This window comes from Adlercreutzia muris (assembly GCF_041223505.1).
Lineage (GTDB): Bacteria > Actinomycetota > Coriobacteriia > Coriobacteriales > Eggerthellaceae > Adlercreutzia > Adlercreutzia muris.
The window spans coordinates 256233-282598 of sequence record NZ_JBCLQK010000001.1; the positions used below are offsets into that span (position 1 = coordinate 256233).

A 26366-nucleotide genomic window follows, 5' to 3' on the forward strand; every position below is an offset into this window, starting at 1 on the left:
AATTCGCTGATTCCCGAATTCCTCGTTTCCACGCCACAATAGCGCCACCAGTAAACCGCAGACGACTCGGAGCCCCACGCACCGAGCGCCTCATAGCCTACGGAGGAGGACCATGAGTATCTCTCGTCGAAACTTCTTGAAGCTCGGTGCCGCCGGAACCGCCGCGGCCGGCCTGGCCGGGCTAGCCGGCTGCGCCCCGAGCGCCCCCGCGCCTTCCAGCGAATTGCCGGCCACCGGCACCGACGACTGGCTCGGAACCGCTCCGGCCCTCTCGCCCGACGATTGCACCCAAACCATCGAGTGCGAGGTGCTCGTCGTGGGGTCGGCGCTGGCCGGCTCCATGGCCGCCTATGGAGCAATGCGCAACGGAGCCGCCGTCACGGTCATCGAGCGCAACGCATCGCCCCACATCGGCGGCATGACCATTTCCTTCCTCAATGCGCAAACCCAGCTGGAGGCGGGCCTGCCGAAGTACGATCCCGTGGAGACGGCAAACGCCATGTTCAACCTCACTCAGTACCGTTCCGACATGCGCCTGAATGCCTTGTGGTGCGAGCGCTCCGGCGAGGTGCTGGACAATCTGCGGACCGACTTCCTAGAGCCCTATCAGCAGTACTACGCGCCCATCAGCCTCGAGGGCATCTTCCCCGATCCCAGTCAGGAGATTACGTCCTACATCAGCACCGGCGTAGCCTTCTCGGAAACGGATATCCTCACCGATTTCACCCACAACATCCATCAGTTCCTGGAAGACAAAGGCGTGGAAACCTACTACCGCACCAAAGCCGAAGTGCTCGTGCAGGATGAGTCTGGTCGCGTCACCGGCGTTGTGGCCACTAACGAGAACGGCGAGCCCGTCTATTTCAAGGCCGCCAAGGGTGTCATCATGTGCACTGGTTCCTTCGGTGGCAACGAGGCCATGATGCGCCGGTTCTACCCGAAGAACTTCGCCGAGTGGGCGCTGGCCAACAACGCCTATGAGGCCTACATGGGGGAGGATCCGGTGACCGATACCGAGATGGATGACGGACTGGGCCATCGCATGCTGTGCTGGGCCGGCGCCGAGATGGAAGAGATCTGCTCCTGGGCCTCCTGGCAGACCACCGGCTGGCGCTCGTTCCCCTACCTGTTGGTAAACTCCAAAGGCGAGCGCTTCATGAACGAGTGCACCTCGCTCCTCACTTCAGCCCACATCGTCGCCGACCAGCCGGGCCACGACGGCGTCATATGGCAGATCATCCCCACCAACGACTTCGAGATGCCCTCGTCTTTCGGCTACGACCGCGCGATGGCCGCCGAGATGTTCAAGATCGAGGAAAACGAGCACTACGAGGCAGATTCCATCGCCGAGCTGGCCGAGATGATCGGGCTCGACCCCGACACGCTCACCGCCACCGTCGAGCGCTACAACGAGCTGTGCAGCGCGGGTGCCGATACCGACTATATGAAGGCGGCCCGCTATCTGGACCCCATCGACGACGGCCCCTTCCAGGCGTGGAAGATGCAGTACCTGTTCTATTGCACCCTCTCCGGCGTACGCTGCAACGACAAGCTGCAGGTGCTCGATGCCAACCACGACCCCATCCCCGGCCTGTACGCTGGCGGCAACACCGTGGGCTATCGCTTCGGCGCCAGCTACGAATCGCTGCTCCACGGCGGCTCCAACGGCCTGGCCGCCACCCACGGCTACCTGGCCGGCGAGGCGGCCGCGCTGTCGTAAAAGCCTGGGGAAGCCCACTTACCGTCCTCCCCATCGGGGCCCCGCGCGGGCCCCGATTGCTTTCGGGGAAGAACCCTCCCGCTTCGGCTGTCGTGCTTTGCCGTGTGGCCGCCAGGCGAATATCCCGATCGGCGCAATAGGCCACAACCCCCCTCTCGCTCAATGGCGGCGGGATTGGCGCCGCTTATCTCATCGGCGGTGACCAGCGCTATCTCCCGGCCCGTCTTTCGCCCGACCGCCTTTTGGAACCGCGCCATGTTACGCGCCCAGCCGGTCGATCTGGTCGCGAGCGAAGCGCTCTATGTCCGCCAATTTGGAAAGCGGACGGTTCAGGCCATTCTCCATGTCGGCAACGATGCCGGGCATCGACTGCAATGCACCCTCGCACACCTCGTCGATCAGGCGCACCATGACCTTCTTGGAAAGCGCCAGCTCCTCGCCAAGCATGAGAAAATCATCACGTTCCACTTCGTCGATCTTGTTCGTACGCCCAACGCGCATCGCCATGGAACGGTCGAGGCCCTGATAGACTACCGTGGAAGCCACGTCATAGACAGGCGCGAGCTCAAACGCACGCCAATCGGCGCCCCGCAGCGCAGTGATGTTCTTGAGATGCCCATCGCAGTTGCCTACGACGGCGTTGAACACGAGCAACTTCGCGAACGCTTGCAGATCCCTCACGGGGTCAGTCGAACGCGCGGCTATCTCGTCGCTTACGCGCTTGGCGTAGCGAACGCTCCCCGTTTCGTATTTGCGCTCGGGCAAGAGCCCCAGTATCTGGCAGAAATCCTCCTGATGCATCCGCACCACGGGATGAAAATCGGCGTCAGCGCGCTTATCGCCCCCGGACAGCACCTTTCGATCGAATCGCTCGATAACGAAAAGCGGCTGCCCCTCGATAACGTCAATGAACGAATCAGGGACGTCGAGCCCGACCGATTCAGCCACGCGCAGGCAGAAATGCTCGTTCTCACTCAATTGCTCGAAACGCCGACTCGACGCCTTTACGATATGCGTCGAAGGAGCGCTCCCGCGGGGCAGCGCATAGCGGGCTACGCCGTTTTCCCGCTCAAGATACAGGCCCATCTTCGACTGGGCGCCAGCAAGAGACAGCTTTGCCTCCTCTTGCAGCTGAGCCACTCCCTCAGCTCCTTCGCGAAAGGCAGTTCCTACGGTTTCGCGCGAGAGCGGCTCGTAGCCGTAATCCGCCTCCGATTCTTTGCCGTCCTCTCGCTCCAGCACCACGGCGCCGATACACTCTCTACCCAGCGCGGCGAGCACCTTGAGGTACGACGAGCTTTTCACTTCCAGCTTCTTCGCCACCGCCGCCAAAGCAGCACCTTCGGGCAGAAGGTTCCTAAAAAATGGACGCACCTTCCGTGCAGGATAAGGCTCCTCTTGGAACGGAAGCGCCACTGACAGCGGCGCCGCAAGATACCGTTCGGAAAATGCAGAGTCGTAGGAGAACTGCTCCTCGCGTCCGGGAACCGTTTCAAGGGTGCCGACGCGGCGGCGCCCCCCCTCGATTTCCCCGAATACCGCCATACGCATGGGCTACCCCCGTTCCCGGAAATTGAGGTCGAGGCCCACGCGGTTGGCGACGCGAATAGCCTTTTCCAACTGTGCCGTCGGCTTGCCGCCCTCAAGCTGCGAGACGAACATGATGCCCACATCGCAGACCTCCGCCAGCTCGGTTTGAGTGTACCCGAGCTTCTTCCTGCGATCCCGTATCGCTTGCCCGAACTCTTTTGCATTGCGGATAGCCATAGCGCATCCCATCGTCAGAAATTATTGCGAACGGGATAATACCAGAATTTCCTCTTGAAATTATCGCGAACGGAATAATTTGACCACGATGTACATGAATTATTGCGATCGTGATAATTGCTCGGTATAAACGTACGTTGAAATTTCATGGCAAGATCCTAGGATTTCAACGCACGTTGAAAAGCGGGGGCTACGCTGCTACCGAGTGCAACAAGTCGGCGGCGTCCACGCCGTAGAGCTTTGCTAGAGCGAGCAGATTGTGGGTAGAGGGGTCGCTCGCGCCCTTCTCCCATTTGGAAATCCCTGCAATTTTCATACGTCACCCTTCTCGCGTCGCCAACTTCGATACACAAGCCATCCTAGCATCGTCCCCGCAAAGCACCAGCAACTATGGCGCAACTTTAGGTTGATACGCATCCCGCAGGCGAAAGGCCACTCTTCCCATCAGTCGGCGGGCACCGTCTGCGTGCTCGGGCGCCCGAGACGCTTTCCCGTTTGCTACACTGTGCGAATACGGAAAGGCTACGGCGCGAGGAGCGCCGTGGAACACAGGCGCGGCGGCCCGAACGCAGGCCGCAATCGCGGGCGAGGAACACGAGGAGCCACTATGCAGATCACCCCTGCTGAAGTTGCCGAGACACTGGCCATGGTGTCCAAGCAGAACCTGGACATCCGCACCATCACACTGGGCATCAACCTGCGCGGCTGCGTGGACGCCGATGTGGACGCGCTGGCCCGCAAGGTGTACGACCGCATGACCACCGCCGCCGAGCATTTGGTGCCCACGGCCGAGCAGCTCGAGCGTGAGTTCGGCATTCCCATCGTGAACAAGCGCATCTCAGTCACGCCCATCGCCGAGATCTGCGCCGCCGTGACCGCCGACGATCTTTCCCCCATCGCCGTGGCCATGGACCGCGCCGGGGCCGAGGTGGGCGTCGATTTCGTCGGCGGCTTCTCGGCCCTCGTGCACAAGGGCGCCACCCGGGCCGACCACAAGCTCATGAACTCCATTCCCGAAGCGCTGGCCACCACCGACCGCGTGTGCGCCAGCGTGAACGTGGGCAGCACCCGGGCCGGCATCAACATGGACGCCGCTTATCTGATGGCCGGCATCGTGAAGCGGGCCGCCGAGCTGACCGCCGATCGGCAGTGCATCGGCGCCGGCAAGCTCGTAGTGTTCTGCAACGCCGTGGAGGACAACCCCTTCATGGCCGGCGCCTTCCACGGATCCGGCGAGGCCGACGAAGTGGTGAACGTGGGCGTGTCGGGCCCCGGCGTGGTGCGCGCGGTGCTGGCCGACCTGCCGAAGGAGGCCGACCTTACCACCGTGGCCGAGGCCATCAAGGCCACGGCCTTCAAGATCACCCGCGCCGGCGAGCTCATGGCCCGCGAGGCGAGCCGCCGCCTCGGCGTGCAGCAGGGCATTCTGGACCTGTCGCTCGCGCCCACGCCCGCCGAGGGCGACTCCGTGGCCGAAATCTTGGAGGCCATCGGCGTGGGACAGTGCGGCGGCCCGGGCACTACCGCAGCGCTCGCCATGCTCAACGACGCCGTGAAGAAGGGTGGCGTCATGGCGTCGTCTTCCGTGGGCGGCCTGTCGGGCGCCTTCATCCCCGTGTCCGAGGACGCCGGCATGATCCGCGCCGCCGAGGACGGGGCGCTTTCCATCGAGAAGCTGGAGGCCATGACGTGTGTGTGCTCCGTGGGCCTGGACATGATCGCCGTGCCGGGAGACACCACCCAAGAGGCCATCTTCGGCATCATCGCAGACGAGTGCGCCATCGGCATGATCAACAACAAGACCACGGCCGTGCGCCTCATTCCCGCCATCGGCAAGCAGGTGGGCGACCGGCTGGACTTCGGCGGTCTTCTGGGCTATGCCCCGGTCATGCCCGTGAACCCTTATGCCGGCACCGTGTTCGCCCACCGCGGCGGACGCATGCCCGCACCCTTGAACTCGCTGAAGAACTAGGGGGCGTTCCTTTCGTCTCCCCGGCTTCCCAGCCTGCGGCTCTGATGCTCGCAAGCCCGAGAAATCCTACAGCGTCGCATCAACGGCCCGTCCTCCCCTTCGGAGGGCGGGCCGCTTCCTATACTGGGTGTATCCGGCAATCGCGAAGGAGCGCAGAAGGAGCACCCATGATCAAGACGTTCAAGATGAAGCTCTACCCCGGCATGGAAGAGGAATACGAGCGCCGCCACAACGAGCTGCGGCCCGAGATGGTGGATATGATCCACGCCCACGGGGGCCGCAACTACACTATCGCGCTGGACCCGGACACGCTCACGCTGTTCGGCTACATCGAGATCGACGATCCTGAGCGGTGGGCCGCCGGGGCCGACACGGCCATCAACCGCAAATGGTGGGACTTCATGGCCGACATCATGGAGACCAACGAGGACAACTCTCCCGTCTCGGTTGACCTGCCCGTGCTGTTCCACCTGGATTAGTCGGCCCGGGCCAGATGGAGGCCCGCGCCTCCCAGTCCGGGCCTCCGATTGCAGAGCCACCAGAATGGGGAAGAACACCCCGCTGAAAAGGCCCAGGGCCCGCACCATCGCACCGGTGCGGGCCCTGGGCCATGGCAGGGGCTCTCCTAACGCAGGGTGGCGTACATGACCGCCTTGATGGTATGCATGCGGTTCTCGGCCTCCTGGAACACGCGGGAGGCGTCCGATTCGAACACGGCGTCCTCCACCTCCATCTCGGTCACGCCGAACTGCTCGGCGATCTCGGCCCCGATGGTGGTATTCGTGTCGTGGAACGAGGGCAGGCAGTGCAGGAAGATGGCCTCGGGCTTGGCCTTCGCCATCACTTCCCGAGTCACGCGATAGGGCTCCAAGAGCGCGATGCGGTCGCGCCACAGCTCGGCCGGCTGGCCCATGCCCACCCACACGTCGGTGTACACGGCATCCACGCCGGCGATGCCCTCGTCGATGTCATCGGTCACCGAGAGCGTCGCCCCGCTTGCGGCGGCCAACTTCTGACAGGCCTCCCACAGCTCGGGGCGGTAGGTGCGATTGCCGGGAACATCGGCCTGGGGCCCCACCTGCACGAAATCGATGCCGAGTTTGGCGCAGATGACCAGCAGCGAGGAGGCGGTATTGCCCACCTGGCCGAAGAACGCCAGCTTGCGCCCGCGCAGATCGGGGCCGAACTCCTCCTGCATGGTGAGGATGTCGGCAAGGGCCTGGGTGGGATGGAACTGGGCCGTGAGTCCGTTCCACACCGGCACGCCGGCGTTGGCGGCCAGATCCTCCACCACGGCCTGCTCGAAGCCGCGGTACTCGATGCCGTCATACATACGGCCGAGCACGCGGGCGGTGTCCTCGATGGACTCCTTCTTGCCCATCTGGGAGGAGCCAGGATCCAGATAGGTCACGCCCATGCCCAAATCCATAGCGCCCACCTCGAAGGCGCAGCGGGTGCGCGTGGAGGTCTTCTCAAACAGCAGAACGATGTTCTTGCCCTCCAGGTAGCGGTGCGGAATGCCGGCGCGCTTCATGGCCTTGAAGTCGCGGGACAGATCCAGCAGGTAGTGGATCTGCTCGGGCGTGAAGTCGAGCAGGGTGAGGAAATGCTTTCCAGAAAGATTGAGCGGCATGGAAATCACCTTTTCTTGAAGACGGGGGGAACAACGGGGAAAGGAGGGCGACCGCAGCCCCGGCCGGCGCCGGCACAAAGGCCGACCGGGGCCGCGCCCCTCCCTCGAAGAGGCGCCTAGATATCGGCGCGGGCGAAGGGCATGGACATGCAGCGCGGGCCGCCCCGGCCGCGGGAGAGCTCTTCGGAAGGCACGATGCACAGCTCGACGCCCGCGCGGTCGAGCACCGCGTTGGTCACCACGTTGCGCTCGTAGACGCACACCTTGCCCGGGGCGATGGCCAGGGTGTTGGAGCCGTCGTTCCACTGCTCGCGGGACGCCTCCACCGGGTCTCCCCCGCCGCACTCGATGAGCATCACGTCGTCGACACCCGTGGCCATCTGCAAAATCTCCTTGAGCGAGCCGTCCAGCTCGTCCACGGCCACCTCGCCGGGGTTGTCGCCCTTGCGCAGGCGATAGGCGTGCAGCGCGTCGTACATGCCCGGGTACACCGTGAACTTGTCGTAGTCGATCTGAGTGCACACGGTGTCCAGGTGCATGGTCTCGTAGCCAAAGGGAATCTTGATGGCGTACACCGTGTCGATGGCCGAAGGCTGCTCGCCCCAGAACAGGTTGCGGGCCAGCGTGTCGATGGCCGCCGCCTCGGTGCGCTCGGAGATGCCCACGGCCAGGGTGGTCTCGTTGATGTTCAGCACGTCGCCGCCCTCGATGTGGGCCGCGCTGTGATTGTCGTACCAAAACGGCGTGCCGGCGAAATCGGGGTGGTAGGTGAGGAAGGTCTTGTAGAAGGGCACCTCGCGGTTGCGCTGGTTGTAGTACATGCGGTGCAGGGCCACGCCCGTGCCGATGGAGGCGATGGGATCGCGGGAGAAGTAGCTCGACGGCATGGAGTACACGACGAAGTCGTCGGGGGCAAGGCCGTCGCCCTCCAGGCGCGCCAGGGTGCGCGGCCCGCGGGCCAAATCGAGCTCGTGCAGGCGCATGCCCGCCAGGGCCTTGTCCACCAGATCCCGATTATCCTCGATGGCGTCCAGCTTCGCGCGCACGAGGGGAACAAGCTGCGGGTCGGGAATGGGCGCCTGGGCCATGTACTCGTCCAAGAAGGCCGCCCGGGCCGCCGGGTGCGTATCCATGGCCTCGGCCAGAAGCTCCTCCATATAGAGCACCTCGGCCCCGCTCTCGCGCAGGATGTTCGCGAAGGCATCGTGCTCCTCCTGGGCGTACTCCAGGTAGAACGCGTCGTGGATCCAGCACTTCTCGAACTCATCGGCCTTCATGTTGGCCAGCTCGCGACCGGGGCGGTGCAGCACCACGCGTTGCAGGGCGCCGATCTCGCTGGTCACGTGAATGGGCTTGTTCGCCATGACTTCTCCTCTCATGTCTGTTCTCATAATACGGCGAAACGACGGAATGGGTGCCTCGGGCGCTTAGGCCACGGGCAGCATGGCCGAGACGGCCGTGAAGCCCATGCACACCACGCTCATGAGCAGCCACCACTTCCAGCAGGTCTTCCACCACTGCTCGAGGCTGATCTTGCACACCGCAAGGCCGGCGACGAGGATGGCGCTCGTGGGGGCGATGATGGTCATCATCGGCTCGGCCAGGCACAGGGCCGTCACCGCGCCCTCGGGGTTCAGCCCCACCAGCTCGGTCAGGGGACCGAAGATGGGCATGGTGAGGGCCGCCAAGCTGGACGAGCTGGGCACCAGGATAGTCAGCAGGTTCTCCACCACGTACAGGATGGTGGTGTACACCGCCGGCGCCACATCGGCCAGCCCCAGGGCCATGGCGTTCAGAATGGTATCGATGATCATGCCGTTGTCGGCGATGACGAGCACACCACGGGCCAGGCCGATGACGATGGCCGAGAAGGCGAAGTCCTTCAAGCCCGCCACGAACTCCTGGGCGATCTTCTGCTGGGAGAATCGCGCCACGATGCCGGCGATAAGGCCCATGGCCAAAAAGACCGCCGAGAGCTCGCTCATGTACCAGCCCTGGGTCACCAGGCCCCACACGATGAGCCCCATGCCGGCCAGAAACACCACGAGGATCCATTTCTGCGCGGCTGTGAACGGCGTGTCGTCGTCCACAGCACCCATTTCCAGGCGCTTGCGCTTGTCGTCATGGTAGGTCAGGGACAGCTCGGGGTTGCGGCGCACTTTCCTCGCATAGAGCACCACCCACCCGATGGACAGGCCCACGATCACCACGAACATGATGGCGCGCAGCCACAGCTGGGGGTTGCCCGTGATGCCGATCACTCCCTGGGCGATGAGCACGCTGAAGGGGTTCACCGTAGAGGCGATGTAGCCCGCCTTCGCGCCGATGAACACGATCATGAACGCAGTGAGCGAGTCGAACCCCATGGCTATCATGATGGGCAGGAATATGGCGAAGAACGGCAGGGTCTCCTCGGCCATGCCGAAGGTGGAGCCGCCCAGGGCGAACAGCAGCATGGCAATAGGAATGACCAGGATGTCCTTGCTCTTGAAGCGCCTCACCACCCGGCGCATGCCGGCATCGATGGCCCCGGTGGCCGTGATGATCTGGAACGCTCCGCCGACGATGAACACGAAGGCCACCACTTCGGCCGCAGCCATAATGCCCGCGATGGGCGCCTCGAGCACGGCATCGGGACCTTGGCGCAGGTCCACCTCCTTGCCCGTTTCCCCATCGACGAAGGTCTTGTCCATCTGCTCGTAGGTACCCGCCACCGTCACCTCGCGACCGTCTATCTCCGTCGTGGCGAACGAGCCCGATGGGACGATCCACGTCATAACCGCGACGACGATCATCAGCAGAAAGATGATCGTATAGGTATGCGGCACCGCGAACTTGGGCTTTGTCTTTTCCCTCATCGCACCTCTCCTCTCTCGATCGGTTTTATCGGTTTGTCCGCAGCGCCATCATCGCCACGGCAGGCCCCGGGGTCGGCCTCTGCGCCGCAAGCGGGCTTTGAGCGTTCCGGCAACGGGGCGTCCGGCGACCTTTCCCGTCCCCACGGCGGCAAAGGATGACATTAAAGGTCACTTTTTCGCTACCTCCCTTTCCCAAGGGGGCGCGATTGCCTATGCTGAGATGGAGATAACCGTGAGCGAAGCGGAGCTGCCATGAACATCGTCCAGGTAAATAACGAGATAGGCCAGATCAAGCGGGTGCTCGTGCACCGCCCGGGCCCCGAGACGCAGCGGTTCCCCCACGGCGAGTTCGCCCTGGCCTTCCCCCTGCGGCCCACCAGCAGCGGCTTTAACTTGGAGCAGGCCCAAGCCGAGCACGACGCCCTGACCACTGCGCTCAGGGAATCCGGCGCCACCGTCATCGAGCTGCGCGACCTGCTCGGCGAGACCCTGGCCGAAAGCCCGTACGTCCGGCGCGAGCTCATCGACCGATTTCTGGCCAACTGCCGCATCGAGGGCACTGAGCTTGCCGAGGCCGCCACCCAGTACCTGGAAGGAGCACCCGATGACGACCAGTTCATCGCCCGGCTCTTCGAAGGCATCCGCTACGGTGACACGGCCCTGGCTGAGACGACCCGCTACCCCCTGGCCGCCCTCACCCACAGCGCCTTCGATCCCGACACCTTCCTCTCCGGGCCGCTCAACACCGCCTTCTTCATGCGCGATCCCCTCAGCGCCATCGGCGCGGGCGTGAGCCTGAACCGCATGTACTGGCACGATCGCAACCGCGAGGTGGACATCTTGCAGACCATCATCGAATGCCACCCCGCCTTCGCTGACACGCCGCGCTGGTTCGACCACGGCAGCTCCTTCCACCTCGAGGGCGGCGATGTGATCAACCTGGGCGAGACCGTCCTGGCCGTGGGGCTGTCGAGCCGCACGGAGAGCCTTGCCCTGGACCGGCTCTGCCAGAACCTCCTGTGGGGCGATCCCCGCTCCACCGTCACCGATATCTACGTGTTCGAAGTGCCCCAGAGCGGCAATCGCCTGCATCTGGACGCCTATCTCTCCCCCATCGATCACGACACCTTCGTCGTCGACCCCGCCCTGACCCACGGTGCCCGCGTGTACCACGGGCGGCGGGGGCGCAAACGGGGAAGCGTGCGCATCCAGGAGCGCACCGAGCCGCTCTCCCGCATTCTGAGCGATGCCGTGGGAGGCGGCCCGGTCCGACTTCTGGATTTCGGAAAGGGCGGCACGGATCGCATGGAGTTCGAATACGGCAACGGGGCAGCGGGCATCCTGTCCCTGGCACCGGGGAACCTCTGCGTGTGCGCCGAGAACCTCACGGCCAACGAGGCCCTCTCGAATGCCGGCATGACGCTGCATCCCGTCTCCATCCAGGAGATGACCGCCGGGTTCGGCGGCCCCAACAGCCTGTGCCTTCCCTTAGAGCGGGAAAGCCTGTAGGGTGCCGTGGGCATCGGGGAGAACATACGGCGGCTGCGCCGGCGCGAGGGGCTTTCCCAAGCGGCCTTCGGTGCCCAGTTGGGCGTCACCAAGGAAACCGTGGGCCGCTGGGAGAGCAATCGGACTTTCCCGCGACGCAGCCATATCGAGGGCATGGTCGCGCGATTCAACGTGGAGGTCGACGATATCCTGAGCGAAGGGCAGGGCCTGGGGGCCGCGCCCGCGCCCCAGTCGCGCGACTGGGGCGCGGCGGCTGCATGCGACCCCGCACCCGAGGCCGTCACCAGCCTGCGCGCCCTGCTGCTGCCCGTGTACAAGGTCGACCGCTCGGGCAACGGCACTACCCTGCGCCATGCCGGCTGCGCCTACGCCCCGCCCGATGTGGCCCGCCGGCATCCGGCCAGCGTGTTCGTGCGCATGAACTACCGCGAGATGACGCGCCTGTACCCGGTCGGCAGCCTCCTTCTCATTGATCAGCGGGCGCGCCCCTACAACGGCTGCACCGTGGTGGCGCTCATCGACAACGCCACCATCGTCGTACGGCGCTACACCGCTGGCAACAGCACCGTGGTGCTCTCGTCGTGGTCCTACGACGCACCCTCCCCCGATCTCATCCTGGACAAGCGCTGCGTGCGCATCATCGGCGTCGCGGTCTTCTTCCAGGCCAGCCACGATACAGAGGTCCCCTGAGCGCCCCGGCGCGCAGGCCCCTCGCCGACCCGGCAGCCCGGCTCGGCCGCCGTGGCGCAGCCTATTGGCCCGATCGCCACGGCTCTAGCGGCCCGACCGACCCCCGTTCGCTATAATCGGAGAGAATATCTGGCGATTTTCGAGGCGAGAAAGCGAGCGAGACCATGCACGTGCACACCCCCATCAAGGTACGGTACGGCGAGACGGACATGATGGGCGTGGTGTACCACGCGAACTACCTGCTGTACTTCGAGGACGCCCGCATCGATTTCCTGGACGCCGTGGGCTACCCCTACGACGAGTACATCGAGCAGGCCGGCTACATGAGCCCCATCTACGGGCTGCAGGTGCAGTATCGCAGCCCCCTGCGCTACGGCGAGGCCGCCTTCGTGCGCACCTCGGTGGCCCAGAGCCTGCCCATGCGCACCGTGTACCGCCAGCAGGTCTTCCGCGCCGACGACGCCGCGGGCACCGACGAGGCCGGCGAGCCGCTCCTGCGCGAGGGCGCCACCCCGCTCGTGGACGGACTCGTGACCCTCTGCGTCGTGGAGCGCGACACGTTCAGACCCGTGAGCCTCAAGCGCACCTTCCCCGATCTGCACCGCCTCTACGGCGAGATCATCGAGGAAGCCTAGGGGCCGGGAAACACGATGGGCGAAGGGGCCTATTCGCCGTCGATGAGGTGGATGAGCTCTTCGCGCTTGCCCACGCCGAGTTTGCGGTAGATGTTGCGCACGTGGGTGCGCACGGTGCTGATGGACAGCACGAGGGTCTTCGCGATATAGGCCGGCGTGAAGCCGCGGGCCAGGTAGACAAGCACCTCGGCCTCGCGCGGGGACAGGCCAGCCTCGGCCGCCACCGCCACGCACCGAGCCTCCAGGGCATCGCGGCGCGTGGGCTCTGCGGCGATTGCCTCCGACTCGGCTGCGATTGGCGAAGAATCTGGTGCGGAAGCAGTCGTCGGTGCTGCGGTCGCGCCGTTGAGCGAAGCGGCGGCTTCCCTCTCGCCCTCGGCGGCCGTCTCCCGAGGCGTCACGAGCTCATTCCATGCCGTGCGCCCCAGAAACACGAGCAGAACCGCCACGAACAGGGCCGCCAGCACCGTGAGCCACGGGGCCAGATCGAGCCCCGGTACGGCGGAGAGCAGCTGGCCGGCGAGGGCCGCGGCGGCGGCCACGGCTACGGGCACCCCGACGACCGTATCGGCCGCAAGCTCGCGGCTGTGAACTGCCGCGAGGAACAGGGCGCAGCCGATGAGGGCGAGCACCAGGTAGAACCCGTACAGCGCCGCCAGGGAGAGGCCTGGGGGGAAGGTGCCGGCCGGGCATGCGCCCAAAACGACGAAGAGCGCCGCCATGACGGGTACGAGCACGCGGTACGACCACGGCAAAAGCGGAGCACGACCCCAGCGCACGGAAACCCCGAGGGCCACAAGGGCCGCCACGCCTCCCCCCAAGAAGGCCGTCTGCACCACCGTGTGGGCTCCGTGGGCGACGACATTGGTGGCAAAGGCATAGGCGCCCAGACCGAGCAGGGGCAGCCAGGTAACCGACAGCAAGCGCCCCAGCTGGTTCGTACCCGGACCGGCATCTTCACGCGGGCCCTCGTCGCGCGCCGAAAGAAACGCGAGCGGCACGGCACCGACAAGCACGAGGCCGTCGAAGGCGGGCACGAGCGCCCCCTTGGGAAGAAGGGTGAGCACCCATGCGGCCAGGGAGGCTCCGGCCGCCACCACGGCGCAGCGGGCGAGCGAGGCGCGCATGGGCGCCGCCGCGACGGCGGCCCATTGGGCCACAAGCCACGGCGTTGCCGCCCCGGCTGCAATGCCGGCAGCCATGGCGGCCCACCGATGGGGCTCGGGCGCGCAGAAGAGCACGGGCAGCGCAAGAAGGGCCAGCAGGTACGCCACAGCCGCCACCGTCACCGTCGCCCGCGATCGCGGGCGCGCCACCGTAGCCCGCACGAGAGATCGGATCACCAGCGCCAGAGCCGAACCGAGGACGGCGCAGAGCGCGGCTATGAGAAAGGGGTCGGCCAGAACAGGGAACTGAGCCGTCTGGTCGAACGAGGCCAGAACGGGCGTGACGGGAAACAGCGTGGCGACAAAGGCCGCCAAGGCCCCATCCCGCGGCCGCAAGCCGCAAGGCCCACCCGGCCGCGCGGCGCCGCTCGCCCCCTGCTCATTCAACGCGCCCATATCGGCCTCCCTCCTTTTCTGATGCACGCCATGATCTGAGCTCGATTCTAGCAGAGCCCCGGTGCGCCCCTTCGACCGCGGCGCTGCCGTGATTGACCTGACAACAGCCAATACTCAAAAAGTGCGATGGATATACCTAAGAGCGGCGATGGCGCTCTGACCGCCGGCCCCCTATAGTGGATGCTGTTCCTCTTGGAGGCGGACTTCAAACGGTACGGCCTTTTTGGGGCCATTGAGGCCGCGGCCGCTCCGCCTCCACCAAGGGCTTTGCGGGCACCCGTCGGGGCAACTCGCGGGTGCCCGAGGGCGGCGGCTCTCCTTTCTGGCCGCCGCCCGCTTCCTTTCCGCATACTCCACAGGCCGCGCGTTTCAGGGGATCGCGCGGCCTCCCAACGAAGCCTCCCGCGTCCCGAGAGAGACGCGGGAGGCTTTTTCTGTCCGCCCGCTAACCTAGAAGGGGCTCGCGTACAGGCGCAGGCCATCGGGCAGGCGCACGAGCCCCGCCCGCTGGAGCCACAGAGCCGCCGGAGTATCGAGCACATCGCGCCCGTTGAAGTAGGTCACGATGATCTTGCGCCGCATGGCCGCCGAACCATCCCGCTTGAGTGATGCGGCCACGAAAGCCACCAGGGCCTCCGTAGCCGCAGCGAGAACCGCCTCGTCGGCGGTGAACGCCAGCAGCGACTTCAGGCGCGGGGCCGCCCAGAGCACGGGGGCGCCGTCGGCCAGCACCACGAGGGCGCCCTCGCGGCGGCTCGGCTTGGCTGCCACCAGGGCCGCCTCCACAGCCGGGGCCGACCCGGCCGCCGTCCACATCACCTCGGGCCAGGGAATGCCCGCGCCCAGGAGGCAAACCGGGTCATCGGCCGGCAGCACCGCCAGGGACAAGGGCCGCCCCGCCGCCCCGCCGCCCTCGGAAGCCGTCGCAGCATCGGCGAAGCCCCGCAGCACCTCCACAGTCTCCCGCGCGGCGAACTGAGCCGGCCCCATGCCCTCCACGAACATGCCGCGGATGAGCTCGCCGGCATCTTCCATGGCCCGCAGCACGGGATAGAGCGACGAGAGGCCGCCAGGCACCCCGGCGGCCAGGGCTATATCGCGAGTTACCACTCCATAGCGATCGAGCAGCGATTCCACCAGGGCCACGGCCTGCACCGTGGAGCTTTGGGCCGTCGGCGCCAGGGCCGACCAGCGCCCGGCCAGAGCGGCATCGAAGGCCAGGGCCGCCCCTTGACGGGCCACCACCGTGGCCCGGGCCTGGGCCCGCATCTCGGAACGCAGGGAGCGCCCGCGTCGGCTGCTCGCCCGCCGTCGGGAAGAGGGCGGCTGCTGACCGACGGAGGGTGCGGCCGCAGACGGCACTGCGAGACCGCCGGCCCGGGGAAAGCCCAGGCCGTCGTTGGTAGCCGCCCCGGCCCAGACGAGCCGCTGCAGCGCTTCGGCCACCTCGCCCTGGGCCGGCACCGCCGGCTCCATCCGACGGACCGTCTCGTCCACGAGAGCGCAAAAGGTTACCGGCCCTTGGGCCACGAGCACCTGGCGCACCACAGCGGCAACCGGTGCAAGGTCCGCGCAGTCCTGCGAGCCTTCCCCTCCCGTTACCGCCATCGGCCCCGCCTCGCGAGCCGCATGGTTAGCCCGACCCTCTCCCGTCGGCACTTTCCCGCCCCGCGACTCTTCCCCCGGCTCGGGCACGAGGGAGGCAGCCACGCCCGACGCCTCGTCGATGGGCAGGGGCGCCAAGGGTGAATCGGTCGGGAAGAACGCCACGAGATGTTCCTCTCCCACCGTGGAGGCGGCCCAGAGCACCTCGCCGCTGGCGATGAGCTCATCGAGCATGGCCGGACGGTAATCGGGCACGCGCAGGGGCAGAACCGTGGACTCCCACAGGGCCATGGGCAGGTAGGCGCCCTCAAACTGGGCGATCACCTGGGCCACGCCGTCGATGCCCGCCAACGGCGCCTCGCCAGAGGCGGCGACGGCCTGGCGCTGCAAGAGGAAGCGCAGGTAGGCATCGGAGCCAACGGGGCGCACGGCCTCCCGCGCCCGGGCAAGGGAGCGGGAGCGCAGCCGCCGCAGCACCCCGGCATCGGCCCAGCGGTCGTGGCCGAGGCGCACGAGACGACCGGCGGCCGTCAGTCGCTCCAGCGACTCGGTCAGCAGCGCGGCCCCGAGCCCCAGCCCTGTAGCTACGGCCTCGCCGTCGAACAGCGTATGGGTGCGGGCGAAGCGCGCCACCAGCCCGTCGAGGGGCTTTGCGGCCACGACACCCGAGGAAGCTGCCCCGGAAGCGGTTGCCGATGCGGCCGCCGAGGCCGACGGGGAAGCCCCGCCCTCGGTTGCCGGCAACGGCGCAGCCCAAGAGGGCACCGCCAAGCCCAGCACCGCCCGCAATCGCGCTCCATCATCGGCCGCGACCCAACGCTCTTCACCGCCGATCAGCGCCGGGAACGCCCGGCGCTCGGTCTCCAGCTGTTCCAAAAGCGCCCTGACGGCTGCCGGGTCTGCAGCAGGTGCCACGGGAACATCGCCGCAGACCGTCTCGTCTCCCTCGACAAGAACGTCTGCCAACGGGGGCGCCGCGGCATTCCCCGCCGACAACTCGCCACCGACATCGTCGAGCGTCGCCTTGGCTTTCGCCGTGCCCACCGGCACCGCACGCAAGGCGACCTCCTCCACCGTGAGCGGTCCCAGCTCGCGCAGCAGGTCGGCCACCCCTTCGGCGCCGCGCACCCGCCAGCCCGGAGCCGTGCGCTGCAACTCGGCCCCCACCTGGGCCACCACGGCCTCATCCAGCACCTCTTCCACCGTGCCGCCACCCAGAAGCTCGCTGAGCAGGGCCGGGTCCACGGCCAGAAGCGACGCCTGGCGCTCGGCGTGGGGCAGGTCGCCCTCGTAGAGATGCTCGCCCAAATACCCGAACACGAGAGGCGCCGCAAAGGGCGACGGCACCGTGGTGCGGGCCTCGCTGATCTTGATGGTTCCCGCCTGCAAGCCGCCCATGACCTCCCGCAGGGCCGGCAGGTCGAACACATCCTGCAGGCACTCGCGCATGGCCTCCAGGATAATGGGGAAGTCCTCTTCCTGGCGGGCCGCCTCCAGCAGCTGGCCGCCCTTTAGGCGCTGCTGCCACAGCGGCGCCCGCTTGCCCGGGGCCGTGGGAGCCACGAGCAGGGCCCGGGCGGCGCACTCGCGGAAGCGGGCGGCGAACAGGGCCGTGAACCCCACCCGCTCCCGCACGATGGCCTCCAGCTCGTCAGGGTCGAAGAGGAACAGCTCCGGCCCGGGCAGGCCCTCCTCGCTCAGGGGCACGCGCAGCAAGATGCCGTCGTCGGCCGCCGAGGCCTGGGGATCGAATCCCAGAGTGGTGGTGATGCGATGGGCCACGGCCAGAGCCCAGGGCTCGTGCACCCGGCGCCCGAAGGGGGAATGCAGGATGACCCGCCAGTCCCCCGTCTCGTCGGTGCACTGCTCCACCACGAGCCGCCGATCCGTGGGAACGGCGCCCGTGCATTCCCGCTGGGCCGCGACGAGCGCCCCCAGGTTGCGCCGGGCATCCTCGTCCAGAGCCGCCGACACGACAGCCTTGAGGGCCTCTGCATCTACCGAGGCACCGAGCACGCTCCCGCCGGAAGACGACGCCCCCTCCGGGGCCTCCCCCGTTCGGACGAGAGCGCCCTCGGCGGCCCGCACCAGAGCACCGCGGGCGCGACCCGTCTCGTAGGGGCGCCCGATGGCCTCACCGTGCCAGAAGGGCAGCCGCGCCGCCCGTCCCGGCGCCGCCTCCACGATCACACGGTCGGCGCTGATCTCCTGGATGCGCCAGGTACTGGTGCCAAGCGCGATGATGTCACCCACCCGCGATTCCATCACCATCTCCTCGTCGAGCTCCCCCACGCGCCGGCGCCCCTGCCGCCCGTCGCCCTCGGGCAGCACCACCGAGAACATGCCCCGATCGGGAATAGTGCCCGCCGAGGTTACCGCCAGCCGTTGCGAACCGGGGCGCGGCTTCAAGAGCCCCGTCTCCCGATCCCACAGGATGCGCGGAGCGAACTCGGCGATTTCCCCGGACCCGTAGCGGCCGGCCAGCATATCGAGGACGCCCTCGAAGGAGCGGCGGCCCAGATCGGTGTAGCAGGCCGAGCGCCGCACCGTGGCGAGCCACGCGTCGGCCGACAGCCCGTCGGGGGCCATGGCCACGGCGGCCACGGTCTGCTGGGCCAGCACGTCTAAGGCGTTGCGCACCATGAAGGTGCTCTCGATGGCACCGGCCTCCATGCCGGCGGCCATCACCGCCGCGTCGAGCACCTCCACCCGGGTACGGGGGTAGATGATGCCGAGGGACCGACCACCGACCTGGTGGTTCGCACGGCCCACCCGCTGAAGCCCGCTGGCCACCGAGGGCGGCGCGGCCACCTGCAGCACCAGATCGATGGAACCCATGTCGATGCCGAGCTCCAGACTGGAGGTGGCCACCACACAGGGCAGCTCGCCGGCCTTCAGCCCCTGTTCCACCTGAAGGCGCTTCTCCTTGGACACCGAGCCGTGATGGGCCTTGGCGATAACCACCGAGGGCGTGGTGACGAGGGCCGTGGTGGAGCCGATATCCGAGCGGAAGCCCGACCCCGGGGCCGTGACCATGGCGTCGACGCCCGTGGGGATACCGCGCACCGACGGCGCGGGTGCCGAACCCTCCCCTTCGGCACCGGCGCTGCCAGTAGCCGACCAGTAGCCGACCACCTCGGAGCGGGGGCCGTCCAGCCCCAGGCGTTTGGCGTACAGCTCGTTCAAGCGCGCCGTCAGCCGCTCGCACAGGCCGCGGGAGTTCACGAACACGATGGTAGAGGTATGGGCCAGCACCTCGTCGAGGATGGCCGCCTCGATATGCGGCCAGATAGAGGCCATACCCACGCGGCTATCGGGGTGAGCCGCAGGGGCGGGCCCTTCGGCCATGGCCGCTCGCAGGGCCCGGTCGGACTTCCAGGCGGTCTCGATGGCCGCCCGTCGCGGAGCGCTTCCGATGTGAACGGGGCCGTCGCCGGCGCCCTTGAACCCGTCGTAGGTGGGCACCGCCGTCATGTCGCGCACCGGCACCCGCACCGACAGATCCAGGCTCGGCGGTGCCTCGGTGGCCACCACCGTGACCGGGTGCGCCCCGCCCAGGAACCGGGCTATCTCGTCGCGCGGCCGCACCGTGGCCGACAGGCCGATGCGCTGGGCCGGCCGCTCCAGGATATCATCCAGCCGCTCTAGGGACAGGGACAGGTGGGCACCCCGTTTGTCGCCGGCCAGGGCGTGTACCTCGTCCACGATGACCGTTTCCACCGTGCGCAGCACCTCGCAGGCCTGGGACGTGAGCATGAGATAGAGCGATTCGGGCGTCGTGATGAGAATGTCGGGCGGATTGCGCGCGATCTTGCGGCGCTCTTCGGCTGTGGTGTCGCCCGTGCGCATGGCTGTGCGCACTTCGGGAGCTTTCGCCCCGTCGCGCGCCGCCTCGGCAGCCACGAGCGCGGAGATGGCCGTCAGGGGGCCCTGCAAGTTGCGATCCACATCGGCACCGAGGGCCTTCAGCGGCGATACGTACAGCACGCGCACGCCCCGGGGCCACTTCTCCCCCCGCGCCGCCGCGGCCGCCTTCTGGCCCATGAGCCCGTCGATGGCCCACAGAAACGCCGCGAGCGTCTTGCCCGAACCCGTCGGCGCGATCACGAGCGTGTTCTCGCCCCGGGCGATGGCGTTCCAGGCACGCGCCTGCACCGCCGTGGGCGCGCCGAACGTGTCAGCGAACCACGTGCGCACGGGCTCGGAGAACGACGCCATCGCCTCAAACCACGCCAAGCGCTCGCCCTCTTCCATCATGGCCTCCTTTTCTGTTCGTCGATGAAAATTATAGAACGAAACGGCCCGCAACCGATTTCCCAGAATAGGGAAACCGCGCTAAGATAAGGGGCCTGGCGGAAGGGAGGATGCATGCGCAGCAACGAAGTGGCGAAGCTGGCCGGAGTATCGGTGCGCACGCTGCGGCACTACCACAGCCTGGGGCTGTTGCCCGAGCCCCCGCGATCGGACAACGGATACCGCGACTACACCGCCGCCGACGTGGCCCGGGTCCTGCGCATCAAGCGCCTCGCCTCGCTGGGTTTTCCCCTGGCCCGCATCGGCGCCGTCCTCGAGGAGATGGACGCGCCGAAGGCGGATCCGAACACCGGGAGCACCACGACCGGCACCGCGCCGTCGCCGATGAGCGCCCTGGAAGAGCTCGATTGCGAGCTGGCCCTTGAAATTGAGCGCCTGCAGGAGCAGCGCCGCACCATTGCCGCGTTGCGCGCCGAGAACCTCGATCCCGATCTGCCCGTGCGCTTCTCCCGCGTTCTGCGCATGCTGCCGGGTGTGGACACGCTTGCCGACGCGAGCCCCGCCGACCGCACCGCCCTCATCGTGGCCGGCCACCTCTACGACGACGATGAGCTCGGCGAATTGGAGCGTGTCATCGAGTGCATTGCCAGCGAGAACCTGGTACAGGCCCTGGAACAGCTCGACGAGCGCTTAGGCGCCCTCGCGCCCGATGCCCCCGAGACGGAGCGGGCCGCCCTGGTCGAAGAGTCCCTCGAGGCGCTGGCCCCCGTCATCGCCTGCTTCGACACGGCCAACTGGCTGCGCCCCTCCACCGACCGGGAGCGGTTCTTGGACGAGATCGCATTCGAGGGGAACAACCCGGCCCAGCAGGATGTCTGCGACCGCATCGAGCGGCGCATCGAGACCATCATGGCCGAGCGCGTGCGCGCAGAGCGAGCCGGCGGCACCACTGAAGCCGACAGCGCCGCCTCACCCCGCAGCACGTAAAGGCCGCGCGTCGCGCTACCCAACCCTTGGCCGCCACCCCACACCACTTGACCTCCGAATGACCCGGCAGCGCCACGACTGCCTGACCTCGCCGCCCATGATCCGCCGCCCCTTCCCCAGCAAGTCGTTATCCAGCAGATGGCCCTCACTGATTGCCAGCCGCATCGCAGCGATCCTCCAGAACGGCCATCAGCTCGCTGTGAGAGTGCACATCCAGCTTGCCGTAAATGTTGCGCGTATGGGACCGAATGGTGTTCATCGACAACGACAGGCGATCCGCCACGTACCGGCGCCCGTGGCCCGAGGCGAGCAGCGCCATGACCTCGCGCTCCCGTTCCGTCAGCCCATGGGCCTCGGCCACCCGATCGTAGCGCGCACGCACACCGCCGGCGCCCTCTTCCCCCTCGGCCCGCATGCGCGCCCGATCGATGGCATCCTCGGTCGCCGTCGGTGCCATTAGCCGATCGAACTGCTTGGGAGGGAACACGAGCAGCGCCAGCAGGATAAGCCCATAGGCGGCCGCCAGGAAGGGCGCTACGGCCAGGCCCTCCCCGAGCGGGGGTGCCAGGTGGGTTCCCGCCCCGTAGCCCACCAGAGAGCCGAGCAGCACCGCCCCGTAGCCCCAGCCGTACACCCGCAAGGGCGATGCATTAGCCTGGAAGCAGACATAAGCGAAGATCAGGAAGGCGATATTGCCCGCCAATCCACTCAGAACACCATTGAGCGCGTAGAAGAGCGGCACCTGATCCTCGAATAGAGGCAGAACAGCCAGCACGACCGTAGTGCCCACGAAGAGGAAGTAACACAGGCGGCCGTAGTCCACTTTCTTGTTAGCGTTGAAAGCGTAGCCAATCAGCACGATGGCCACGAACATTTTGAGCAGGATGTTCCCCGTAACGCCCAGCTCCACCATCTCGGCCGTCTGTGATAAGGCGAGCAGCGTCTTCACGTAGTTGGAGCAGAAGCGGAAGACGAATATCATCGCGACCAGGCGGGCGAAGCTCAGGGCGAAGGCGCCGTCTAGCGGCGCGGCGGCCCGCGCGCCGTCGGCCGGCCCAATGAGCGCGAAACCCGCGAAGCCGCAGGGAATGAGAAGGCAGAACAGGCCGAGAGCGACCGCCGGGGGCGCCGCGGTCACGATGAGATAGAGGCAGGCAGCCATCAGCTGGGAGGTCATGAACAGCAGCATGGCCCGCCAAGGCGAAAGGGCGCTGTAGGCGATGCCCGCCCGCACGAGCAGGATGCCGGCAGCGAAGCCCGAGAGGGCCGCGCCCCCGTGGAAGAGCACTGGAGGAAGGGCGGGCAGCGACCAGCTCAGGGCCAGGGCCGCGTTCCCGGCCAGCGAGAGAACCCCCACCGAAAAGAGGAACCGGGGCCGAGCGAACCACTGAGAGACGCGCCGGCCGCCCAATGCCACGGCCATCAGAGTGACGATGAGCACGAGGCGCGTTTGGCCGTAGGCCTCCGAGAAGATGGACGAGCCGCCCGCCATAGGCGAAAGCCAGTCCTGCAAGCTGCTCGTCGCAAGGATCCAGGCCGACCAGAATGCCACACCGAGGTACCCGAGGAAGGGCGCCTGGGCGTTGACCGACGCGAAATAGGAGGAGATCCCGTCTCGAATGGACACCCCGTACCACCCCTTCCCTCTAGGCTGGATTATCCCCTGACAAGACCTTCATTGTAGGCATTGGCCCCCGCGAGAACAAGGCTGCAAGCGGGCAAATAACCGCGGTTTTCCCGAAAATCAGCCCCACTCCCATCGAAACTGCCCTCACCCCGAAAGGACTAGCCCCGCTTTGACGGGAACCGAGCGCACGGACTCTTATTTTCGCCCCCTCTGAGGGTTTTCCGCACCTGACAGGACGGCCTATGCTCGCCTCGTCAGAAACGGCATCTATCATGAAGGAGGCAAGGATGAGCGAGATGACAACACGGCGCGATTTTATGAGGACGGCAGCCGCAGGCATGCTCGGCATCGCGGGAGGAACGGCCCTGGCCATGACGGCCTGCAGCCCCACCGGCACCCCGCAAGAAGAGCCCCTCGGAGACACAGGGGAGCAATCCTGGGATGAGGAATACGATATCGTCGTGGTGGGAGCCGGCCTGGCCGGGCTGGCAGCCGCCATCACCGTGGGAACCGAGGGCAACGGGGCCACCTGTCTGCTTTTGGAGAAGAGCAGCCAAGCCGCTGGCGGCGGCAACAGTCAGTTCTCCTCGGGCAGCGTCACCTACACCGACGATGCCGCGGCCTTCGCGCGCTACCTGAAGTCACTTCGGGGCGATTACGACGGGACACCCGATGACATTCTGGAAGTCTTCGCCGAGCGCAGCGCCGGCCTGCGCGACTGGGTTCTCGGTCTGGGTGCCGCCGAAGCCGACATGAAGTTCACCAACACAGACGGGGCCAAGAAGGGCGAGTTCGGCGAGCTCGATGATTCCAACACCTATCGCTACATGAGCTTCGACAAGAAGAACTCCCAGAGCTTCAAGCACATCTCCCAGTTCGCCCTCTCGGTCGTCGAGGCCCACAGCGACGTCATCACCGAGAAAACCGAGGCACCGGTGACCGACCTGGTGCGCGACAGCGCGGGAGCCGTGACCGGCGTCGTCTACGAATGCGGCGGGAAGGAGCTGCGGGCGCGGGCGCGCAAGGGCGTCGTCATGTGCTGCGGCGGCTTCGAGAACGATCCCGTCATGCGCCAAGACTACCTGTCGGCGCCCCACGCGCATCCCGTCGCGGGCATCCACAACACCGGCGACGGCCACCGCATCTGCGCGCGCCACGGGGCCGATATGTGGCACATGCACTCGGCCGCCGGCTTCTGGACCAACGCCGTTTCCCTGGACGGGGAGACCTTCTGCGCCTACCGCAAGATCAACAAGTACAACGGCATCACGGTCGGCATCAACGGCCGGCGCTTCTATATGGACTACGACATGGCCGTATCGGGCTGGCCGGGTTCCGATGAGCTGGGCCCGCTGGAGGCCAACGTGGGCTGCCGTCATGGACACCAGCAATTCGGCGGCGAATGGCCCCTGCTCCCCCTGCCGGCCACCATGTGGTTCGTCTACGACCAGGATCACGCGGAGGACGCCTACACCGACGGCTCGAAAGACGCCGTGACCGACGGCTTCGCCGTCACGGCCAGTACCATCGGCGAACTCGCCGCGCTCATGGGAGTGCCCGCGGACGAGTTAGAGGAGACCGTGGCGATCTGGAACGAGTTCTGCGCCAACGGGAAGGACACCGCCTTCCACCGACCGCCCTCCACGCTGAACCCCATCGCAACGGCGCCGTTCTATGCTATGAAATGCTGCTGCGAGCTGCTGAACACCGACGGTGGTCCGCGGCGCAATGCCCGGGCCCAGATCCTCGACACGCGGGGCGAGCCCATCGGTGGACTGTACTCGGCCGGCGAGTTCGGAAGCCTGTGGGCCCACTACTACCAGGGATCCTGCAACCTGTCCGAGTGCCTCGTCTTCGGCCGCCTGGCCGTGCAGGAGGCGCTGGGCATCACTGCGTAGGAACGGGAAAGAGAGCGGGGCATACCCCTCCCCGCCCCGCTCTCTTCACAACTCCTTCATGGGAGCCGTGGGGGCTGTTGACCCCGACGTTGCGTCATAGTTTTTACTTCTTTCTCGAACGCACCTGCCCCTTCGAGAAAGGCCCCCTCATGTCCCTCGCCGCTCCCGTGGCCCGCACGGCCCGACCGCCTCATCGTCCCCCCAAGGTCGCTCCGCGCTACCTGCTGTCCTGCGCGTACTCGCTGCTCGGCAACTCCGTGGCCGGCGTCATCCTGCCGCTCGTGCTGCTCGCCACCACCGGCGATGCCCTGGCCGCCGGCACGCTGGCGCTCATCTGCGCCGTGCCCCAGTTCCTCATCGGCCTCATCGGCGGGGCGCTCACCGACCGCTTCAACCGCCGCAATGTGTCCATCGTCTCCGACATCCTATCGGCGGCCAGTGTGGCCCTCCTGCCCATCGTCGATATGATTTGGGGATTATCCTTCGGCTGGTTCGTCGCCCTCGGCCTTCTGGGCGCCATCGGCGACATCCCCGGCATGACCGCCCGCGACTCCCTCGTGCCGGCCGTGTGCGAGCGCGATAATCGCAGCCTGCAAAAGTTCATGGGACTGACCCAATCCCTCGATTCCCTCGTGGTCATCGTGGGGCCGGCCCTGGCCGCCTTCCTCATGGGGTTCGTGGGCAGCGTGAACGCCCTGTGGTTCACCGCCGCCATGTCGCTGGCCGCAGCCCTCGTTACCCTCACCCTACCCCGCTCCCTCGGCGCCGTGCACGGGGCGGTCGCCGATGCCCCCGCGACCGCCTCCGCCAGCAGCCAGCCGCCGCGCGGCCTGGTATCCGGCGCGTGGCACGCCCTGCGCGACGGAGTGTGCGTGCTGTTCGCCAGCGACACCTTGCTGCGCTCCTCGATGTTCATCAGCTTCGGCGTGGTCATGGTGATGGGATCGCTCCAGGGCCTCGTACTGCCTGTGCACTTCACCGCCGCCCAGACACCGGAACTGCTCGGCTACGTGCTGTCGGCCATGTCCGCCGGTATGCTCGCCAGCTCGCTGGGCTACGCGGCCATGGCCCACAAGCTGCGCCGTCGCACCTGGTACGTCCTATCGCTCGCCGGCATGGCCTCGGGAATCCTGGGCCTGGGCCTTCTGCCCTCGTTCCCGCTGCTCATCGCCAGCGCCCTCGTCTTGGGTCTGTCCGCCGGCCCCATCTCGGCCCTGCTCGGCTTCTTCATCTTCGACCGCATTCCGGCCGAGAACCGCGGAAGCACCCTGGGAACCCAGAACTCCCTTACCCTGGCCGCTGCTCCCGTGGCCGTGTTCGCCACCTCGCTCGTGGTAGAGAGCCTGGGCGTGTCAGCAGCCGCCCTTGGTCTGGCCGGCTGCTGGATGCTCATCACCTTGTGGGCCCTCAACACCCACAGCCTGAAGCACCTCGATGAGGAGAAGGCCCATCCCGATCCGATTCCCTTCGCCCCCGAGGCCGAGCGCGCCTAGAACGCGGCGCTTTCAAGTTCCCCTCGCATCCCGGGGCCGCGCTCCAGCGGCCCCGGCCCTCTTTCCCTTCCCTATCGGCGGCGCAGCCATCTGGCAACGGTCTCCGAACAAGTTTGCCGCGAGCCGCCGGGCCCGGTCGCGGCGGGCACACCATGG

18 protein-coding genes are annotated in these 26366 nt (G+C 66.9%); 9 read left to right on the forward strand and 9 right to left on the reverse strand.

Features of this window, described 5'->3' with window-relative positions:
- Window positions 1–112: 112 nt before the first annotated feature.
- Window positions 113–1720, forward strand: coding sequence for an FAD-dependent oxidoreductase (locus AAK988_RS00990; protein ID WP_369880274.1), 1608 nt, complete (start codon window positions 113–115; stop codon window positions 1718–1720).
- A gap of 258 nt (window positions 1721–1978) precedes the next feature.
- Here AAK988_RS00990 and AAK988_RS00995 read toward each other — a convergent pair whose 3' ends face one another.
- The 3 genes from AAK988_RS00995 to AAK988_RS01005 all read right to left on the reverse strand — a co-directional run bounded on the left by AAK988_RS00995 (window position 1979) and on the right by AAK988_RS01005 (window position 3803).
- Window positions 1979–3271, reverse strand: coding sequence for a HipA domain-containing protein (locus AAK988_RS00995; protein WP_369880275.1), 1293 nt, complete (start codon window positions 3269–3271; stop codon window positions 1979–1981).
- Between the two features lie 3 nt (window positions 3272–3274).
- The gene (locus AAK988_RS01000; protein WP_369880276.1) at window positions 3275–3487 is read right to left on the reverse strand and encodes a helix-turn-helix domain-containing protein; all 213 of its coding nucleotides are present in this window, start codon (window positions 3485–3487) and stop codon (window positions 3275–3277) included.
- 190 nt (window positions 3488–3677) lie between these two features.
- Window positions 3678–3803 carry a helix-turn-helix domain-containing protein gene (locus AAK988_RS01005; RefSeq protein ID WP_321194147.1) on the reverse strand — a complete coding sequence of 42 codons (126 nt, stop codon included), beginning with the start codon at window positions 3801–3803 and terminating at the stop codon, window positions 3678–3680.
- 291 nt (window positions 3804–4094) lie between these two features.
- On the opposite strand from AAK988_RS01005, the gene AAK988_RS01010 reads away from it, so the two are divergent.
- Window positions 4095–5459 (forward strand): PFL family protein, encoded by a 1365-nt coding sequence (locus AAK988_RS01010; RefSeq protein WP_369880277.1) that lies wholly within the window; start codon window positions 4095–4097, stop codon window positions 5457–5459.
- 167 nt (window positions 5460–5626) lie between these two features.
- Window positions 5627–5938, forward strand: coding sequence for an L-rhamnose mutarotase (gene rhaM, locus AAK988_RS01015; protein ID WP_369873192.1), 312 nt, complete (start codon window positions 5627–5629; stop codon window positions 5936–5938).
- A 146-nt stretch (window positions 5939–6084) separates the two neighbouring features.
- Here rhaM and argF read toward each other — a convergent pair whose 3' ends face one another.
- From argF to AAK988_RS01030, 3 genes are all read right to left on the reverse strand, one after another.
- The gene (argF, locus tag AAK988_RS01020) at window positions 6085–7092 is read right to left on the reverse strand and encodes an ornithine carbamoyltransferase (protein WP_135970877.1); all 1008 of its coding nucleotides are present in this window, start codon (window positions 7090–7092) and stop codon (window positions 6085–6087) included.
- Between the two features lie 116 nt (window positions 7093–7208).
- Window positions 7209–8456: an arginine deiminase gene (locus tag AAK988_RS01025; protein WP_369873191.1), complete on the reverse strand. Its 1248-nt coding sequence runs from the start codon at window positions 8454–8456 to the stop codon at window positions 7209–7211.
- Between the two features lie 63 nt (window positions 8457–8519).
- A complete protein-coding gene (locus AAK988_RS01030; RefSeq protein WP_151430913.1) occupies window positions 8520–9950 on the reverse strand; it encodes a YfcC family protein in 1431 nt (476 codons plus the stop codon).
- A gap of 252 nt (window positions 9951–10202) precedes the next feature.
- On the opposite strand from AAK988_RS01030, the gene AAK988_RS01035 reads away from it, so the two are divergent.
- The 3 genes from AAK988_RS01035 (at window position 10203) to AAK988_RS01045 (ending at window position 12784) form a co-directional block, all read left to right on the forward strand.
- Entirely contained in the window at window positions 10203–11459 is a 1257-nt protein-coding gene (locus AAK988_RS01035) for an arginine deiminase (RefSeq protein WP_369880278.1), read from the forward strand.
- 6 nt (window positions 11460–11465) lie between these two features.
- Window positions 11466–12149, forward strand: coding sequence for a helix-turn-helix domain-containing protein (locus AAK988_RS01040; RefSeq protein WP_369873189.1), 684 nt, complete (start codon window positions 11466–11468; stop codon window positions 12147–12149).
- Between the two features lie 164 nt (window positions 12150–12313).
- Window positions 12314–12784: an acyl-CoA thioesterase gene (locus AAK988_RS01045; protein WP_369873188.1), complete on the forward strand. Its 471-nt coding sequence runs from the start codon at window positions 12314–12316 to the stop codon at window positions 12782–12784.
- A 29-nt stretch (window positions 12785–12813) separates the two neighbouring features.
- Here AAK988_RS01045 and AAK988_RS01050 read toward each other — a convergent pair whose 3' ends face one another.
- Both AAK988_RS01050 and AAK988_RS01055 read right to left on the reverse strand, forming a co-directional pair.
- Window positions 12814–14346, reverse strand: a complete 1533-nt coding sequence (locus tag AAK988_RS01050) for a helix-turn-helix transcriptional regulator (protein ID WP_369873187.1) — start codon at window positions 14344–14346, stop codon at window positions 12814–12816.
- 450 nt (window positions 14347–14796) lie between these two features.
- Entirely contained in the window at window positions 14797–20205 is a 5409-nt protein-coding gene (locus AAK988_RS01055; RefSeq protein ID WP_369880279.1) for a DEAD/DEAH box helicase, read from the reverse strand.
- A 114-nt stretch (window positions 20206–20319) separates the two neighbouring features.
- On the opposite strand from AAK988_RS01055, the gene AAK988_RS01060 reads away from it, so the two are divergent.
- A complete protein-coding gene (locus AAK988_RS01060; protein WP_369873185.1) occupies window positions 20320–21192 on the forward strand; it encodes a MerR family transcriptional regulator in 873 nt (290 codons plus the stop codon).
- A 145-nt stretch (window positions 21193–21337) separates the two neighbouring features.
- Here AAK988_RS01060 and AAK988_RS01065 read toward each other — a convergent pair whose 3' ends face one another.
- Window positions 21338–22819: a helix-turn-helix transcriptional regulator gene (locus AAK988_RS01065; protein ID WP_369873184.1), complete on the reverse strand. Its 1482-nt coding sequence runs from the start codon at window positions 22817–22819 to the stop codon at window positions 21338–21340.
- Window positions 22820–23106: 287 nt separating this feature from the next.
- Between AAK988_RS01065 and AAK988_RS01070 the strand changes: the two genes are divergently transcribed.
- Together AAK988_RS01070 and AAK988_RS01075 are read left to right on the forward strand one after the other, a co-directional pair.
- Entirely contained in the window at window positions 23107–24717 is a 1611-nt protein-coding gene (locus AAK988_RS01070; RefSeq protein WP_369873183.1) for an FAD-dependent oxidoreductase, read from the forward strand.
- A 149-nt stretch (window positions 24718–24866) separates the two neighbouring features.
- Window positions 24867–26210: an MFS transporter gene (locus tag AAK988_RS01075; protein WP_369873182.1), complete on the forward strand. Its 1344-nt coding sequence runs from the start codon at window positions 24867–24869 to the stop codon at window positions 26208–26210.
- Window positions 26211–26366: the final 156 nt, after the last annotated feature.